This window comes from Streptomyces avidinii, assembly GCF_014650695.1.
GTDB classification, from domain to species: Bacteria; Actinomycetota; Actinomycetes; order Streptomycetales; family Streptomycetaceae; genus Streptomyces; species Streptomyces avidinii.
In genome coordinates this window covers 238721-254859 of record NZ_BMVL01000002.1, presented here as the reverse complement: position 1 = coordinate 254859, position 16139 = coordinate 238721, and the positions used below count along the sequence as shown (strand labels likewise).

Here is a 16139-nt window from a genome sequence, read left to right as displayed (position 1 = left end):
CCGTCATCGCCTCTTGATGGTCGAGGGGGACGTACATGATGAAGACAGCAAGGTCCCTGACCGGGCGGGTGACGGTGGCGGGGCTCCTGTGCGCCGCCCTGGCGGCGTGCGGGACCACCCAGGCGGCCCGGCTGGCCGCGCCGCCCGCGGGCCTGCCCGCCGTCGCCCCGGCCGACTGCGGTCGCGACGTGCCGACGGACGAGGGCACGGGCGGGAACGCCGGGCCGCCGACGGACCAGGAGACGGGCGGGTACGCGGGGCCACCCACCGATGAGGAGACGGGCGGGTACGCGGGTCCGCCGACCGACGAGGAGACGGGCGGGTACGCAGGGCCGCCCACCGACGAGGACACCGGTGCCTACGTGGGCCCGCCGACCGACGGCGAGATGGCCAACGGCGGAGGCCCCTGCGGTCCGGCGGACTGGTTCGACATGACCCGGGACTTCACCGCGTACTACCTGCGGCATCGCAAGAAGTCCGAGAGCGGGTACGCGCCCTCCGAGGTGGTCAAGGAGGCCCGCGTCCGCAAGGTGCGCACGGTCGGCGAGGCGCGGATCACCTTCACCACCCGAGAAGTGGGCAAGGGCCGCGGCGATGCCGCCCGCCGGATCGCCGCGGTGTTCACCGCCTGGCGGCACGAGGTCTACGGGGACACGGGCACGGTGACGCTCCAGATGCCGGACGACGGGGTGATCATCACCGAGTCCTGGTGACCCCGGGCCACCGAGCGTCCCAGAGCGCGCAGTGGTGCTCGGCCCGTGCGTCCACCGTCCGGATCCCGTCCGCCCCAGGCGCCAGCGAGAGCGCCGACGCGGAGCTCGGGTCGCGCGGCCACACGGGGGCTCCCGGCGCCTGCGGAACACCGGTGCGGGCGAAGGAGGTCCAGTAGCCCGTCATCCGGTCCGCGAGCCGGAGCTGCGGCTCGGTCAGTGCCGCGATCGTGAACAGATAGGGCAGTTCGAAGCCGTGGGCCGCACCGAACGGCAGGTCGGGCGGCTCCGGCTGCCCGGTGAAGTCGGGCGCGCCCCGGTCGCTGAACCGGTACGTGTACACCGGCACGTACTGCCCGAGTGCGGCGCCGTCCCGCAACGTGGGGCAGATGAACGACGCGTCGGTCAGTACGGCGGCCCACGCCACCGCCGGGGTCGGGAAGGCCGACACCGGATAGGCCGCCTCCACCGCGCGGGCGGTCGGCGCGTCGAAGGACTGCTCCGTCCGGGCCCGGTAGGCGGCCCGGTCGGGAATCGGATACGCCGCCAGGGTCTGCGCGAGGAAGAGGCGCACCTCGTCCCGGGTGGTCCCCTGGATCACCGGCACCCGGTGGAACCGGCCCGCCTCCAGCGCCCGCCGCGGCTCCATCGGCAGCACGTCGTTGCCGTAGGAGACCAGCGAGAAGCGCTGCATCAGCTCGGCGGTGGCCAGCGTGCCCGTGTCCAGCCGGCGCAGGCAGTCCAGGGCCCCGCCCGGCCGGTCGCAGCCGAGCCGGGCCGCCGCCAGGGCGCCGTCCGCCACGGTGCGCGCCTGCGGCACGAAGGGCTCGTACCTGCCGAGGCCGGGGAGCAGGGCCCGCGGGGGTGTCGTGGTGGAGCACGATCCGCTCTGCACGATCGCCCGTTGGAACAGGCCCGCCGAGGCCGGTGAGGTGAGGTGCGCGCACACGCTGAGGGCGCCGGCCGATTCTCCGAAGACGGTCACGTTGCCCGGGTCCGCGCCGAAGCTCCGCGCGTTCGCGCGGACCCAGCGCAGCGCCGCCCGCTGGTCCGCCAGGGCGAAGCCGGGGGCGCCGCCGAGCTCCGGATGGCCGAAGAGGCCGAAGACGCCCAGCCGGTAGTTCACCGTGACGACCACGGCGTCACCCCGCACGGCGAGCCGGTCGGGCCGGTAGGCGTCGCCCGCGCCGCTGAAGAAGCCGCCGCCGTGGAACCAGACCATGACGGGCCGCTGCCGGCCTCCGGCGGCGCGGCCCGCCGGAGCGGTGACGTTGAGGTACAGGCAGTCCTCGGAGCCGGTCGGCCCGCCCGGCCCCACCGCGGGCAGCTGCACGCAGCGCGCACCGGCGGCTCCGGCGTCGCGCACGCCCTCCCACCGGGCCGCCGGCTCCGGCAGCCGCCACCGCAGCGGGCCGGTCGGGGGAGCGGCGAAGGGGATGCCCTCGAAGGTGTCGTACGCGCCGTGCGCGAGGCCCCGTACCGGACCGCGGTCGGTGTCCACGACCGGCCCGGCAGGCCCGGGCGCGGCGCCCAGCAGCAGCAACACCACGGGCAGCAGGAGCGCGCAGCGGCGGCGGACCTGGCGAAAGTCGGGCACGGCCGACGCCCTTTCCCCTGGGGCACGGGCGGCGACCCCCGTTTGCCCGCCCCGAATGGCGCAGTGAACGGAATTGGCACTCAATGTAACAAAGCGTGCGCTTCCCATGACGCACGATGACCGGCGCGCGATTGCGTAGACCCGCGCGTCGGCGAACGGAGCTTTCCATGAATGACCCCATCACCCTCGCGGCGAAACACGAAGACGACCGCCGGGGGACCCCCGACCCCATAGTCCCGGACGAGCCGACCACGCCGCCGATGCGGACCCTGCTGGAGACGGCGGCCACCTGTCGTCCGGTCGAGGAGGTCACCGCACTCGTGAGCCTCCTCAAGGAGGGCGGCCCGCTGCCCGACGCCGGGCACGACGCCCTGCGCGCGGCCGCGGTGACCCGGCCCGTACAGGACGTACGACGCATGGTCGCCCTGCTGGGCGAATCGCCGCAGGAGGTGGCCGAGGCGGACCTCACGCTGCGAGCCGCCGCCGTCGGGCGGTCCATCGAGGACGTCGCCCTGCTCGTGACGATCCTCGGCAAGGAGGACGAGGCCCCGGCCGAACGGCAGCGGGTCGCCGAGCCCGCCGGTCCGGTCGCCCGGCACGCCGCCGGGAACCCCGAGCCGCCCGAGGAGCCCCGCGAGGAGCCGTACGTGCCCCCGTACGCGGTGCTGTACGACGCCCCGTACCAGGAGCCTCCCCGGCGCACCGCCGCAGTCGACCCGCCCGCCGCTGCCCCCTCCCGCGACCGGGCGCTGCGGCACGTCCTGCGCTGGCCCGTGGCGGTCGCCCTGCTGGTGAGCGGCGCGCTGCACCTGCCGAACGACCTGACGGCCCTGCAGTCCGCGGTGCCCCTGGACTACCTGCCCCTCCTCGTCACCGTGCTCTGCCTGGTGAGCGGTGCACTGGTCGCACTCCGGGACACCGCCGCGGTGTGGCGGGCGGGCGCGGCCACGGCGCTCGGCGTCGTCGCCCTGCACGTGCTCGGCGGATCGCTGCAGTACGACCCGCTGGCGGGTGCGCTGGGCGGCACCCTCGCCTGGGCGGGTGTCACCGTCATGCTGTGCGCGGCGGGCGGCGCGGTGCTCGCGGGCCTGGCCCTGAGGAACCACCGGGAGAGCTCGGCCTGACCGACCGTCCGGCCCCACCCGAGCGGCACCCCGCGCCCCGCGCGCGGGGTGCCGTCGCGTGCGCGCTCACCCGTGCTCACGCGAGCAGGTTCACCGCCCCCGTGAACAGGCGGGGGAGCCGGGCGGCCGCCGGGACGATCCGTGGTGCGAGCCGCGGCTGGTGACGGGCCCACAGGAGCGACGCGGTGAGGGTGCGGTAGCTGCGCGTCAGGTCCCGCCAGGCCTGCTCGTAGGCCTGAGGACGCCCTGCCCGTACGCAGCGCACCAGCTCGCCCGCGGCCGTCACGGCGAGGGTGAGTCCCTCACCGGTCAGCGCGTCCACGTACCCGGCCGCGTCCCCCACGAACAGCACGCGCCCCGCCACCCGTACGCGGGCCCCCTGGCGCAGCGGCCCGGCGCCGCGCACCGCGGCCGGCGCGCCCGTCGTCCCCGCCGCGGCCAGACGCGCCGACAGCAGCGGGAAGCGGGCCAGTTGCACGTCGAAGGGCGCCTGGTCGCAGGTCAGTACGGCCACGCCGATCCGGTCGGGCGCCAGCGGGGTGACATAGGCCTCGCACCGCGCCGACCAGTGCACCTCGACGAGGTCGCTCCACGGCTCGACGGCGTAGTGGCGGCGCAGCCCGTAGCGGGCCCGGCGGCGGGGCGCGAGCGGTGCCGACAGGCCGAGTCCGCGCCGGACGGGGGAGTGCAGCCCGTCCGCCGCGACGAGGTAGCGGGCGGTGAGCCCGGCGGCCGTGACCCGGTCGCCGTCCTGGCGTACCTGGTCGACGCGCCCCGGGAGCACCCGTACGCCGAGCCGGGAGGCGCGTTCGGCCAGCGCGGCCTGCAGCTCCGTACGCCGGGCGCCGAGGCCCGGGCCGGAGCGGAAGAGCCCCTCCGCGTGGCGGCCGGTCTCCCCGTCGACGTAGCGGATGCCGCGGAACGGCTGCCCGGCCACGGGGACCCCGAGGTCGCGGAGATGGCGTACGCCCCCCGGCATCAGGCCCTCCCCGCAGGCCTTGTCGATGGGAGTGGGCCGCGGCTCGACGACGACCACCTCCAGGCCGGCGAGCGCGCCGTGGATGGCGGTGGCCAGTCCGGCCGGACCGCCGCCCGCGATCAGCAGGTCGATCACGAGGCGGCGCCGGCCGAGTGGACGGAGGTCGGTGCCCGCAGCCGGCCGCCGTCGGTCAGGGCGGCGTCCTCGCAGCCGATCCGTACGCGCAGCAGCATCAGGTTGAGCACGGTGAAGCCGAGCGCGGTCAGCCAGGCACTGTGCACCAGCGGCAGCGCGACGCCCTCCGCGACCACCGCCACGTAGTTGGGGTGGCGCAGCAGCCGGTACGGTCCCGCCGCCACCAGCGGCAATCCGGGAACGACGAGCACCCGGGTGTTCCAGCGCGGCCCCAGCGTGGCGATGCACCACCAGCGCAGGCCCTGGGCGGCCACGACGACGGCGAGGGCGGACCAGCCGAGCAGCGGGACGAACGGCCGCCCGGCCGCCCAGGGTTCCACCGCACAGCCCACCAGCAACGCGGTGTGCAGGGCGACCATCACCGGGTAGTGGCCGCGCCCGTACTCGCGGCCGCCGCGGGCCAGGCTCCAGGCGGTGTGGCGGCGGGCCGTGATCAGCTCGGCGAGCCGTTCGGCGGCGACGAGGCCGATGAGCAGCAGGTAAAGGGTCATGGAGGTCATCGGGGTCACCAGCGCAGGAGGGCGAGTTCGGAGGCGAAGCCCGGACCGAAGGCGAGCATCAGCCCGACCGATCCGGGCGGGGGCGGTCCCGCGCTCTGAACGCCGTCCAGGATGTGCAGGACCGAGGCGGAGGAGAGGTTTCCGACGGCCGCGAGCGAACGCCGGCTCGCGGCGAAGGCCGACTCAGGCAGCCCGAGCGCGTCCGAGAGCGCGTCGAGGATCTTCGGTCCGCCGGGATGGCAGATCCACGCGCCGACGTCCGCCGGCTTGAGGTCGTGCGCGGCGAGGAAGGATTCCACCTCCTCGGCCACGTGCAGCCTGACCAGGTCGGGGAGTTCGCGGCCGAGCACCATGCGCATCCCCCAGTGGCCGATGTCCCAGCCCAGCAGGTGCTCGGTGCCCGGGTACAGGCGGCTGCGGGCGGCCACCACCTCGGGTCCGGCCCCGGTGGCGTGCAGGGGATGGTCGCGGCCCACCGCCACCAGAGCGCCCGCGCCGTCGCCGAACAGGGCCCCGGCCACCAGGTTCGCCATCGAGGCGTCCGTCGACTGGAGGGTGAGCGAGCAGAGCTCGGTGGACAGCAGGAGGGCCGCGTGCCCGGAGTGGCCCGTCAGATGGTCGTGGACGTGGCCCACTCCGGCGGCGCCGGCCGCGCAGCCCAGGCCGAAGAGCGGCACCCGACGCACGTCGGGGCGCAGACCCGTACGGGTGGCGAGGCGGGCCTCCAGCGAGGGCGTCGCGAGCCCGGTCACCGTGGTCGACATGACCAGGTCGAGCTCCGGGGCCGTCAGAGCGGCATCGGCGAGGGCGAGTTCGAGGGCCCGGGCGCCGAGCTCCAGGGCCGTTTCGATGAAGAGGGCGTTCGTCGCACCGAAGTCGTTCGCCGGACCGTACCGCTCCAGCGGGAGCGCCAGATGCCGGCTGTCCACGCGCACCGACCGGTGGACGCGGTGCAGCAGGGCGGTGTCGGAGCCCGGCGGCAGGAAGCGGGCGAGCGCCTCCGTGATCTCGGACTGGGCGTGACGATGGGGCGGGAACACGCTGCGCACTGCCAGAACACGTGTCATTCGTTCACCATAGAAAACAACTGACACATCGCTATGAATCAGGCGAACCGGGCGCGGCGCCGCATAGCGTGGCGTCGTGCCCGCACGAACCACGCAGACCACGCAGACCGCGCAAGCCCACGAGAGTTCTCCGATCGTCGGGAGTACGGCGGTGCCCGGTGCCGTCGCCGTCGCAGGCGCTCTGGTGGCGGCATGCCACCCGCTGCCCGCCGCGGCCGTGACCCTCTTCGCCGCCGCCCTGACGGCCGCCGCCGGCCACGGCCCGGCAGGCACGGCCGTCACCGTGGGCGCGGTGGCCGCCGGGCAGCTGTCGGTGGGCTGGTGCAACGACCGGGCCGATCTGCGACGCGACCTGGCAGCGGGCCGACGGGACAAACCACTGGTCGCCGGTACGGCGTCGGCCGTGGCCGTGACGTGGGCGGCCGGTCTGGCGCTGCTGATCTGCGTCCCGCTCTCGCTGGCCTGCGGGCTGCTCGCCGGCAGCGTGCACCTCCTCGGAGTGGCGGCCGCCTGGGCCTACAACCTCCGGCTCAAGCGCACGGCCGCCTCCTGGCTCCCGTACGCCCTCGCCTTCGGCCTGCTGCCCGCCTTCGTCACCCTCGGCCTGCCCGGCACCTCCTGGCCGCCCCCGTGGCTCACGGCGGCCGCGGCTCTCCTCGGCGCGGGCGCGCACTTCGCCAACGTACTGCCCGACATCGAGGACGACCTGGCCACCGGGGTGGTGGGGCTGCCGCAGCGGCTCGGCGCACGGGCCTCCGCGGCAGCGGCCGGACTGCTCGTCCTCGGCTCGACCGCCACGCTCGTCGTGGGGCCACCGGGGCCGGTGACGGCGTACGGCCGGCTGCTGCTGGTCATGACCACGGCGGCGCTGCTCCTCGCGGCCCGCCGACCCACCGGACGGCTCCCGTTCCTGACCACGATGGCGGTGGCCGGAGCCGACGTGATCCTGCTGGTCGTCGAACTGCGCCCCTGAACCGCCGGAGCGAGGCCCGCACGGTTGGGCCTAAGCCGCTTCCCGGGTGCGGGTCCAGGTCAGGAGCCGGTCCGCCGGCCAGGTGTTGATGACGCGCCCGGTGGGGACCTCGCACTCCACGGCCCGTTCGCAGCCGACGATCTGCCAGTCCAGCTGGCCCGGCGCGTGCGCGTCCGTGTCGATCGCGAAGAAGGTCCCGGCGGCCACGGCCAGGCGCAGCAGCCGCCGGGGCGGGTCCAGCCGTTCGGGCCGGCTGTTGATCTCCACGGCGGTACCGCTCTCGGCGCAGGCCGCGAAGACCGCCTCGGCGTCGAACTGCGACTCCGGCCGGGTCCGGCCGGTCACCAGCCGCCCCGTGCAGTGGCCGAGTACGTCCATCAGCGGGTTGCCCACGGCCGCCAGCAGCCGCCGCGTCATCGCGGGCGCGTCCATCCGCAGCTTCGAGTGCACCGAGCCGACGACCAGGTCGAGCCGTTCCAGCAGCTCCGGCTCCTGGTCGAGGGACCCGTCGTCGAGGATGTCGCACTCGATTCCGGTGAGCAGCCGGAAGGGCGCCCAGGTGGCGTTGAGCCCGTCCACCACCCGCAGCTGCTCCCGCAGCCGCTCCGGGGAGAGCCCGCGGGCGACGGTCAGTCGCGGTGAGTGGTCGGTCAGTACCGCCCACTCGTGGCCCAGCGACGCCGCCGCCCGGCCCATCGCCTCGATCGGGCTGCCGCCGTCGGACCAGTCCGAGTGCACGTGGCAGTCCCCGCGGAGCGCCGCCCGCAGGGCGGTGGCGGCGGGCGTGGCGGGCGGGCCCTCGGGGAGCGCGGCGATCTCGTCCTCCAGCGCCTGCAGGTAGGCCGGGACGGCCCCGCCGAGCGCTTCCCGTACGACCTGGGCCGTCTTCGGGCCGAGGCCCTTCACGGCCTCCAGGGAGCCTGCCGCGTTCCGCTCGGCCACCTCGCGCTCGCCCATCCGCGTGACCGCGGCCGCCGCGGACCGGAAGGCCCGGACGCGGTAGGTGGGGGCCTGTGCGCGCTCCAGCAGGAAGGCGATCCGGTCCAGCGCCGCAACCGGGTCCATCGCGCACCTCCTGCCCTGCACTCCTGCGTACCGGACCCAGTGTCCGGTGCGGGAGGCGGCTACGCCTCTTCGGCCTCCCGGGGCACGGCGGCGTCGAGGGCGGCGGTGAGGCGGTTCAGCCGGGCCTGGAGGTCGAGGACCTCGGTGAGCTCGAAGCCGGTCGCGGCCGCGATCCGGCGGGGCACCTCCACCGCGCGGGCGCGCAGTGCGGCACCCTCCTCCGTCAGCCGGGCGCGTACGGACCGCTCGTCCTCGGCGCTGCGCTCGCGGTGGATCAGGCCGGCCGCCTCCAGCCGCTTGAGCAGCGGCGACAGCGTTCCGGAGTCCAGCCGCAGGTGCCGGCCGATCTCCTTGACGGGCATCTCGCCGTGCTCCCACAGCACCAGCATCACCAGGTACTGGGGGTAGGTGAGCCCCAGGTCCTTGAGGACGACCCGGTAGAGCCCTCCGAAAGCGCGGCTCGCGGCGTTCAGCGCGAAGCAGATCTGGCCGTCGAGGCGCAGGAAGTCCTGGTCGGGGTGGGTCACGGTGGGCTGCTCGGTCATGGCGTCCAGTGTACCCGGGGCGGACTTGCAGGGCATTGAATTGTGCACAACTGAATTGTGTGTTCTAGTAGTGGAGCGCGGTCGACCACCGGCCGCCACCACGGTTCATTTCTGCGAGAGGACCTCTCATGGACGCGCTCTACACCGCTGTCGCCACCGCCAACGGCCGCGAGGGCCGCACCGTCAGCTCCGACGGTCAGATCGACCTCGCCCTCGCGATGCCCCCGGCGCTCGGCGGCAACGGGCAGGGCACCAACCCGGAGCAGCTCTTCGCGGCCGGCTACGCGGCCTGCTTCGCCAGCGCTCTCGGCCTCGTCGGCCGCCAGGCCAAGGCCGACACCAGCGAGGCCTCGGTCACCGCCGAGGTCTCCATCGGCAAGGACGGCGCCGGTTTCGGCCTCGCCGTCACCCTGCGCGTCGAGCTCCCGGAGTCCCTGGCCGGTGAGACGGGCGCGCTGCTGGTCAAGCAGGCCCACGAGGTCTGCCCGTACTCCCGCGCCACCCGCGGCAACATCGACGTGGACCTCGTCATCGAGTAAAGATGCCGGACGCCCGGCGGGCGGCCACCATGAAGGGGCATCCACTCCCCGGGGGCCGCACGCCAGGAGGCGCCAGTGGCGCACACCTACGCAACAGACGTACTGGTGGCCGGCGCGGGCCCGGTCGGGCTGACGGCCGCGGCCGAACTGCGCCGACGGGGCGTCTCCTGCCGGATCGTCGACCGGCTGCCCGCCAGGCTGCCGTTCGCGAAGGCCGTGGGCATCCAGCCGCGCACCCTGGAGGTCTGGGACCGCATGGGGCTGGCCCGCGCCGCAATGGAGGCGGCCGTCCCGATGCGGGGCCAGTACCTCTACGTCAACGGCGCCGAGCAGCCCCGCATCGACCTCTCCGTGCCACCCGAAGTGCCCTACGGATTCGCGGCGCTGCCGCAGTACGAGACCGAGCGCATCCTCGACGAGCACCTGGGCCGCTTCGGCACCGCGGTCGAACGAGGCACCGAGCTGGTGTCGTTCAGCCAGGACGCCGACGGCGTGACCTGCCGGCTGCGCAACCCTTCCGGGGCGGAGGAAGAGGTACGGACCCGCTTCCTGATGGGCTGCGACGGCGCCCACAGCATCGTGCGCAAGGGACTCGGCCTCACCTTCGAGGGCGGTGCCTTCGCCGAGGAGTACATGCTCGCCGACGTGCGCGTCGACTGGGACCTGCCGCCCGGGTACGCCATGCGCGCCATGCACACGGACAGTGCCGGTGCGGTGGACGACGTACTGGTCTGCATTCCCCTGCCCGGCCGGGGCCGGTACCGCATGTCGATGATGGTGCCGCCCGAACTCTCCACGGCAGGACGGACCGAGGCCGCCTCCGACGGTGTCGCCCACGGCCTGCAGAGCGGCCGGGGCCCCGAACAGGCCGACATCCAGGCCGTCCTGGACCGGCTCTCACCGAAACCCACCACCGCCTTCGGCATCCGCTGGACCTCGGTGTTCCGTATCAGTCACCGGATCGTGGACCGCTACGGCGACGGACGGGTCTTCGTCGCCGGGGACGCGGCCCACATCCACCCGCCGACCGGCGCCCAAGGCATGAACACCGGTATCCAGGACGCCTGGAACCTGGCTTGGAAGATCGCCCTCGCGGTCGAGGACGGCGCCGCGCACCCGGGCCTGCTCGCCAGCTACGACGCCGAGCGGCGGCCCGTCGGCGAGGAGGTCGTCGGCCGCACCGTACGGCACGCCGTCGAGGGGATGGAGAACGACCCGGACGACCCGGCGACGCTGATGCTGCGCGAGGCCCAGCTCCTCGTCGGCTACCGGGGAAGCCCGATCGTCGACCCGGCCGGCGAGGGCCGCGGCCCGCGGCCGGGCGACCGGGCACCCGACTGCGAAGGCCTCACCGGGCCCATCGCCGGCTATCCGCTGCGCCTGTACGACGTCCTGCGCGAGCGGGAACACGTACTGCTGCTCTACGGAGCCGGAGCCGGAGCCGGCCTCGACCGACTCGTCCGGACGGCACGAGAATCCTCCGGCAGCCGACTGGAGGTCTGCGTGGTGCTCGCGCCCGATGCCGACGCGGAGGCGGGCGCGGACGCCGGTACGGAGGCCGACGGGACAATGCTCCCGGTGTACGTCGACAGCCGCGGCGAGTTCGCCCGCCTGTACGGGGCCGGGGAGCCGACGGCCTTCGTGATCCGCCCGGACGGATACCTCGGAGCCCGGCTCTCCCCGCCCGACCCCCAGGCGCTGGCGGCCCACCTCGCGGCCGTCTTCGCCACCGGCTCCGGGGACTGATCCGTCAGCCGCGGGCGGCCTCCCGGCGCTGCCGCTTGCCCAGCGGAGCCAGTGACATGTCCTGGGCCTGGGACTTCAGCTGCTTGAAGCCGTACCCGCGCTCGGTCAGCCAGCTCTCCGCCGCCAGCTCCGCGCGGGCCGTCGCATCGAGGATGTCCTCCTCGGCCTCACCCGAGTCCAGGAAACGGAAGGTGAAGAAGGGGCGGGCCGCCACGTCGTACGTGAGATGCCCCTCGGCGGTGAACTCCGCGCGCAGCATGTCGTGCTCGGGCGCGGCGGCGAGCAGCTCGGCGCGCTGGTCGTCGGTCAGACCGTCGAAGGAGCCGCGGACGGTGATACGGAAGGTACGGGTAGAACTCATCCCCGGAGCCTAGATCGGGTGCCCGCCCCATGCACCCGGATATCCGCCGGTCCGCCCACGTCGTCCGCCCACGTCGTCCGCCCACGTCCGCCCGCGTCCGCCCGCGTCCGACCCCGGTCCGGCGGTCCGGCCACTTCCTCGGCACCCCGCAGCCGCCCGGTACAGAGCCGATCACTCAGGACGCACACCCCGAAAGACCGCCCCGGCAGCCCGTTTTGGATTGCCGGACGATCCTCAATACGATCCGGCGATGATCACTAGAAAACGGCTTGCGGTCGGGGCGTGCGGCCTGCTCGCCGCCCTGGCCGTCGGGCTCTTCCCGGCGAGCGCCACCGCCGCCGACGGACCGACGGCGAAGGAACCCCCCAAGGTCGACCTCGTCCTCGACGTCAGCGGCTCCATGCGGGCCAACGACATCGACGGACAGTCACGCATGGCCGCGGCCAAGCAGGCCTTCAACGAGGTCATCGACGCGGTCCCCGCCGAGGTACGCCTCGGTATACGGACCCTGGGCGCGACCTACCCGGGCGAGGACAGGGCGCTCGGCTGCAAGGACACCAAGCAGCTCTATCCGGTCGGACCGCTCGACCGGACCGAGGCGAAGACGGCCGTGGCGACCCTGGCCCCCACCGGTTGGACACCCATCGGACCGGCCCTGCTCGGCGCGGCCCAGGACCTCGAGGGCGGCAACGCCACCAAACGGATCGTGCTCATCACGGACGGCGAGGACACCTGCGCCCCGCTCGACCCGTGCGAAGTGGCACGCGACATCGCCGCCAAGGGCATCCACCTGGTCATCGACACCCTCGGCCTGGTCCCGGACGCAAAGACCCGGGCCCAGCTGACCTGCATCGCCGAGGCCACCGGCGGTACCTACACCTCGGTGCAGCACAAGGCGGAACTGTCCAGCAGGGTCCGCCAACTCGTCGACCGGGCCGCGGACCCGGTCGTCAACCCGATGGCCACCGAGGGCGCCAAGCAGTGCGAGGGCGCCCCGCAGCTGAAGGCCGGCCTCTACAGCGACCGCGAGACCTTCGGCGAACACCGCTGGTACCGGGTCGACGTCCTGCCCGGCCAGGAACTGCGCGCCTCGGTCAGCATCGGCGCCGACCGCGCCGTCAACAACGACTACGGCGTCCTGCTGCGCGCCACCACCGCCCACGGGCGCGAGATCGTACGCGGCTCGGAGGCGGGTGACGGGCGTACCGACGTCCTCTCCACCGGCCTGCGCTACCCGAAGGCCGAGATCGACGACGTGGACTCGGACGACAAGCCCGTGCCCGAGACCGTCTGCCTCCAGGTCAGCAACTCCTTCTCCGCTCCCGCCTCCGTCAAGACGACCCCGGGCATGCCCGTCGAGCTGACCATCGACCTGGTGGACGGACCCGACGAGGCCTCCGACGTCGCGGCCTTCGGCCTCGGGCGGGGTTGGTGGCTGCTGGCCGTGCTGGCGCTCGCCGGGCTGCTGGCCGGTCTGGTGTGGGGATGGATCTCCCGCTGGCGCATCTCCGTCTGGAGGACCAACTGATGCGTAGAGTAGGCACACTGACCGCGTCCCTGCTGGCCGCGGCCGCCGCACTCACGGTGGCGGGCACGGCCGTGGGCACGGCCGTCGCGGACACGCCCTCGCCGAGCGCCACCGCGAGCCCGGGCGGGGCCAAGGCCGCCGAGTCCGCCCCGACCGAGGCGGGCACCAGCTTCCGTACCGCCGCGGCGTTCCGCCCCGGCCAGAAGGCCACGGCCGGCGCGTCCAGCGGCGACTACCTCTACTGGGTGCTGCCGATCGACGCGCAGCAGCGCGCCACGGTGAAGGCCGCCGTCACGCTGCCCGAGGCGAAGGCCCGCCACGGTGCCTCGACCTGGCAGCTCGACGTGTACGACGGGCTGCGCCGCCGGCAGGCGTGCACCTACGGCACGCAGACCGCGGCCGCGGCCAAGGACGCCGCCACGGTCGAACTGTCCTGCACCCTGCGCACCGTACGCGCAGGCGCCGACCAGTGGGCCAACGACCCGCTACCGGGCAGCTACTACGTGCGCCTGACGGTCGTCGACCTGCCGGAGGAGGACCTGGGCCTCCCGGTACGCGCGGCCGTCGAGGCCGAGGTGAAGGAGACCGGCGGCATCCAGGCCGTGGACGGCACCCTCTCCACCCCGCTGGTCGCGGGCACCGTGACGGCCACCCTGCGCGAGCCGGAGGACGGCTGGTCCGGTGGCTGGTGGTCGGACCGCTGGGTCTGGACCGCCGCCGGCGGCGTGCTCGCGGCCCTCGCGGGCGTCTTCGGGTACTCGCTGACGCGCGGCTCCGGTCGTCCGTCCCGGGCCTGAACGAAGGGGAGGTCGCGGCCCGCGGGCCGTGACCTCCCCTCATCCGTCCGCCGATCAGCGGCCGCGGGTCAGCCGGGTCCCGAACGAGGGCTCGGCCAGCGCCCCCTTGACCGCGACGGGCACGCTCTTGGCGCCCTCCCCGCTGCCGACCGTCAGCACGGCCACCTCGGAGCCGTCCTTCGCGGTGTGCGGCAGCGGTCCGGCACCGGCGGTGGGGGCGAGGGACAGCTTCAACCGCTGGCCCGGTACGCCGATCACGTTCAGGTCCTTGGTCGCCACCAGCGGCGTACGGCCGCCGAGCCCGTCGTCCACGTGACCGACGACGTCGCCCTTGCGGACCACCGGGGCCGACGCGAGTGCCGTCCGTACCGCCTCGATGATCGTCTTGCTGTTCGCCAGCACCAGCTTCAGGCTGTTCGCGCCGTCCTCGTCCGGCCCGTCCACGTGCTGGTCCATCAACGTGCCGAGGATCAACGGTGTCTCGTCACCGACCGACTTGTACGCCGCCCACATCAGGGTCCCGCCGGCGGGTGTGCTGGAACCCGTCTTGATGCCCCGGATGCTGAGACCCTGGGCGGTGAGCAGTTCGTTGTTGTTGTCGAGCCGCTGGGACAACCCCTTGATGGTGGCGTTCGGCATCGCGACGATCGCACGGAACGAATCGTCCTTCATGACGGCTTCGGCGAGCTTCAGCTGATCGGCGGCGGTGCTGACGGTGCTCGCGTCCAGACCGCTGGGGTCCGTGTACGTGGTGTTGGTCATCCCGAGCTCCTTGGCTGCGGCGTTCATCTTCTCGACGAACGGGGCCTCGGAGTCGGTGCCGGAGTCCCAGCGCGCCAGCAGTCGGGCGACGTTGTTCCCCGAGGGGATCATGAGCATCTTCAGCATGTCCTGCTGGCTGAACTTCGTCCCGGCGGCCAGCCCGGAGATGCGGGACTCGTGAGCGGAGTTGCCGTCCGCGACGGTCTTCGCGTCGACCGTGATGTCGGGACCCGGCTCGGTCTTGCGCAGCGGGTGGCCCTTGAGGATCACGTAGGCCGTCATCACCTTGGCCACGCTGGCCGTCGGGACCGGCCTCTGCTCGCCGAAGGTGCCGATGTCGCCCGAGCCGGAGACACGGACGGCGCCCTGGCCCTTGGCGGGCCAGGGGACGGAGAACTGCCCGGCGACGGAGCGGTCGGTCTCGGCGGCGACGAGCTGCGGGGCGGGCAGCGGGCGCAGCAACTGGGCTCCGGCGCCCGCACCCACGAGGAGGAGCAGGATCGGCGTCCATATCTTGACGCGGCGCACCGCGGTCCGGCGCGGGGTCTCCGCCGGGGGAGGGGTGTTGGTGAGGTCGGCCAGCAGGTCCAGCGGCGGCTGCGGTTGCGGCTGCGGCTGCGGATTGGCCGTGGCCGTGGCCGCGGGCGGGGCCGGGCGGGCCGCGACGGGTGCGGGTGCGGGCGTGTCGAGGTCCTTGAGCGCGACGAACTGGCTCGTCCGCTCGGCGTCGGGCTCCACGTCCCGCGCCCAGGACGGCCCGGTCCGCGGAGCGGCCCCGGGCCGAGGGATGACCTGCGTCTCGTCCCCGCCGCCCTGCCCGTGCTGCTCGGCCTTCGACCCGGCGTCGGGACCTGTGTCCGCCTCGGGCCGACCGGCCTTCGCCTGCGTGTCCGTGGCCCCGGCCCCGGACGGGTTCTGGGCTTTCGGCCCGGCGTCGGGACCTGTGTCCGCCTCGGGCCGACCGGCCTTCGGCTCGCGCGTGTCCGTGGCCCCGGCGGGGGTCTGGGCCTTCGGCCCGGCGTCGGGTCGGGGCTCCGGGCGGGCCTTCGGGACGTCGGCGTCGGGGTGGGTCTCTGCCTCGGTCTCTGCCTCGGGCTCGGCCTTGGGTCGACCGGCCCCGATTCCGGCCTTCGCCTCGTGCACGGCCGCGGCTCGGGGGTCGGCCTTGGGCTTCGGCGCGGTGGGAGCGGCCTCCACCTCGGCGCCGGAGCGCGCTTCGTCCGCGGGCCCGTTCGCGTGCGCGGCCTTGCCCCCGGGCCGCTTTTCGGCTCCGGGCCGGGCCTCATCCCCGGCCTTCGCCCCGGGGCGGCCGTTGGCCTGGGGGCGTGCTTCGCCGCCGGCCCCTGCCTCCTGCTCGACGTCGGGTCGCGGGCGGGCGTGGGCCGTCGTCCCGGCGCCGGGAGCGGACTGCGCCTCGGCGTCGGGGCCTGCCTCGCTCTGAAGCTCGGCTTCGCCGCGGGGTTCCGGCTCGGTTTCGCGTGCGCGCTCAACGCCGGCTCGGACCGCGGGCTGTGCCTCCGGCTCGGCGTCCGGGCCGGTCTCCGCCTCGGGCTCGGCCCGGGGTCGACCGGCCCCGATTCCGGCCTTCGCCTCGTGCACGGCCGCGGCTCGGGGGTCGGCCTTGGGCTTCGGCGCGGTGGGAGCGGCCTCC

Annotated in this window: 15 protein-coding genes; 7 read left to right on the top strand and 8 right to left on the bottom strand. The window is 74.3% G+C overall.

Going from position 1 to position 16139, the window contains the following annotated elements:
- Positions 1-35: 35 nt before the first annotated feature.
- The gene (locus IE257_RS05300; protein WP_189965196.1) at positions 36-713 is read left to right on the top strand and encodes a hypothetical protein; all 678 of its coding nucleotides are present in this window, start codon (positions 36-38) and stop codon (positions 711-713) included.
- On the opposite strand, the gene IE257_RS05295 is transcribed toward IE257_RS05300, so the two are convergent.
- Positions 697-2307, bottom strand: a complete 1611-nt coding sequence (locus IE257_RS05295) for a carboxylesterase/lipase family protein (RefSeq protein WP_229920137.1) — start codon at positions 2305-2307, stop codon at positions 697-699. The two genes, IE257_RS05300 and IE257_RS05295, sit on opposite strands and share 17 nt — an antisense overlap.
- A 167-nt stretch (positions 2308-2474) precedes the next feature.
- On the opposite strand from IE257_RS05295, the gene IE257_RS05290 reads away from it, so the two are divergent.
- Positions 2475-3431, top strand: a complete 957-nt coding sequence (locus IE257_RS05290; RefSeq protein ID WP_189965193.1) for a hypothetical protein — start codon at positions 2475-2477, stop codon at positions 3429-3431.
- A 76-nt stretch (positions 3432-3507) separates the two neighbouring features.
- Here the strand turns inward: IE257_RS05290 and IE257_RS05285 are convergent, their stop codons facing one another.
- From IE257_RS05285 to IE257_RS05275, 3 genes are read right to left on the bottom strand one after another with little or no spacing between them, the layout of a single operon-like run.
- On the bottom strand, positions 3508-4545 hold the full coding sequence (locus IE257_RS05285) for an NAD(P)/FAD-dependent oxidoreductase (RefSeq protein ID WP_189965191.1): 1038 nt from the start codon (positions 4543-4545) through the stop codon (positions 3508-3510).
- The gene (locus tag IE257_RS05280; protein ID WP_189966166.1) at positions 4542-5096 is read right to left on the bottom strand and encodes an isoprenylcysteine carboxyl methyltransferase family protein; all 555 of its coding nucleotides are present in this window, start codon (positions 5094-5096) and stop codon (positions 4542-4544) included. The genes IE257_RS05285 and IE257_RS05280 overlap by 4 nt, the downstream gene beginning before the upstream one ends.
- 14 nt (positions 5097-5110) lie before the next feature.
- Complete coding sequence (locus IE257_RS05275) at positions 5111-6172, bottom strand: type III polyketide synthase (protein ID WP_189965189.1); 1062 nt, start codon at positions 6170-6172, stop codon at positions 5111-5113.
- 76 nt (positions 6173-6248) lie between these two features.
- Here IE257_RS05275 and IE257_RS05270 point away from each other — a divergent pair, with 76 nt between their 5' ends.
- Positions 6249-7145, top strand: coding sequence for a UbiA family prenyltransferase (locus IE257_RS05270; RefSeq protein WP_229920136.1), 897 nt, complete (start codon positions 6249-6251; stop codon positions 7143-7145).
- A gap of 30 nt (positions 7146-7175) precedes the next feature.
- Here the strand turns inward: IE257_RS05270 and IE257_RS05265 are convergent, their stop codons facing one another.
- Together IE257_RS05265 and IE257_RS05260 are read right to left on the bottom strand one after the other, a co-directional pair.
- On the bottom strand, positions 7176-8210 hold the full coding sequence (locus tag IE257_RS05265) for a PHP domain-containing protein (protein WP_189965187.1): 1035 nt from the start codon (positions 8208-8210) through the stop codon (positions 7176-7178).
- A gap of 59 nt (positions 8211-8269) precedes the next feature.
- Positions 8270-8755 (bottom strand): MarR family winged helix-turn-helix transcriptional regulator, encoded by a 486-nt coding sequence (locus IE257_RS05260; protein ID WP_194517283.1) that lies wholly within the window; start codon positions 8753-8755, stop codon positions 8270-8272.
- Positions 8756-8883: 128 nt separating this feature from the next.
- On the opposite strand from IE257_RS05260, the gene IE257_RS05255 reads away from it, so the two are divergent.
- Positions 8884-9294 carry an organic hydroperoxide resistance protein gene (locus IE257_RS05255; protein ID WP_189965185.1) on the top strand — a complete coding sequence of 137 codons (411 nt, stop codon included), beginning with the start codon at positions 8884-8886 and terminating at the stop codon, positions 9292-9294.
- A 75-nt stretch (positions 9295-9369) separates the two neighbouring features.
- Positions 9370-11040 (top strand): FAD-dependent monooxygenase, encoded by a 1671-nt coding sequence (locus tag IE257_RS05250; protein WP_189965183.1) that lies wholly within the window; start codon positions 9370-9372, stop codon positions 11038-11040.
- A 4-nt stretch (positions 11041-11044) separates the two neighbouring features.
- Here IE257_RS05250 and IE257_RS05245 read toward each other — a convergent pair whose 3' ends face one another.
- Complete coding sequence (locus IE257_RS05245; RefSeq protein WP_189965181.1) at positions 11045-11401, bottom strand: DUF6204 family protein; 357 nt, start codon at positions 11399-11401, stop codon at positions 11045-11047.
- Positions 11402-11651: 250 nt separating this feature from the next.
- Here IE257_RS05245 and IE257_RS05240 point away from each other — a divergent pair, with 250 nt between their 5' ends.
- Positions 11652-12929, top strand: a complete 1278-nt coding sequence (locus tag IE257_RS05240; protein WP_189965180.1) for a VWA domain-containing protein — start codon at positions 11652-11654, stop codon at positions 12927-12929.
- Positions 12929-13726, top strand: coding sequence for a hypothetical protein (locus IE257_RS05235; RefSeq protein ID WP_189965178.1), 798 nt, complete (start codon positions 12929-12931; stop codon positions 13724-13726). The genes IE257_RS05240 and IE257_RS05235 overlap by 1 nt, the downstream gene beginning before the upstream one ends.
- 54 nt (positions 13727-13780) lie before the next feature.
- Here IE257_RS05235 and IE257_RS37875 read toward each other — a convergent pair.
- Positions 13781-16139: D-alanyl-D-alanine carboxypeptidase (locus IE257_RS37875; protein WP_229920135.1), on the bottom strand; the 2359-nt coding region annotated here is incomplete at its 5' end.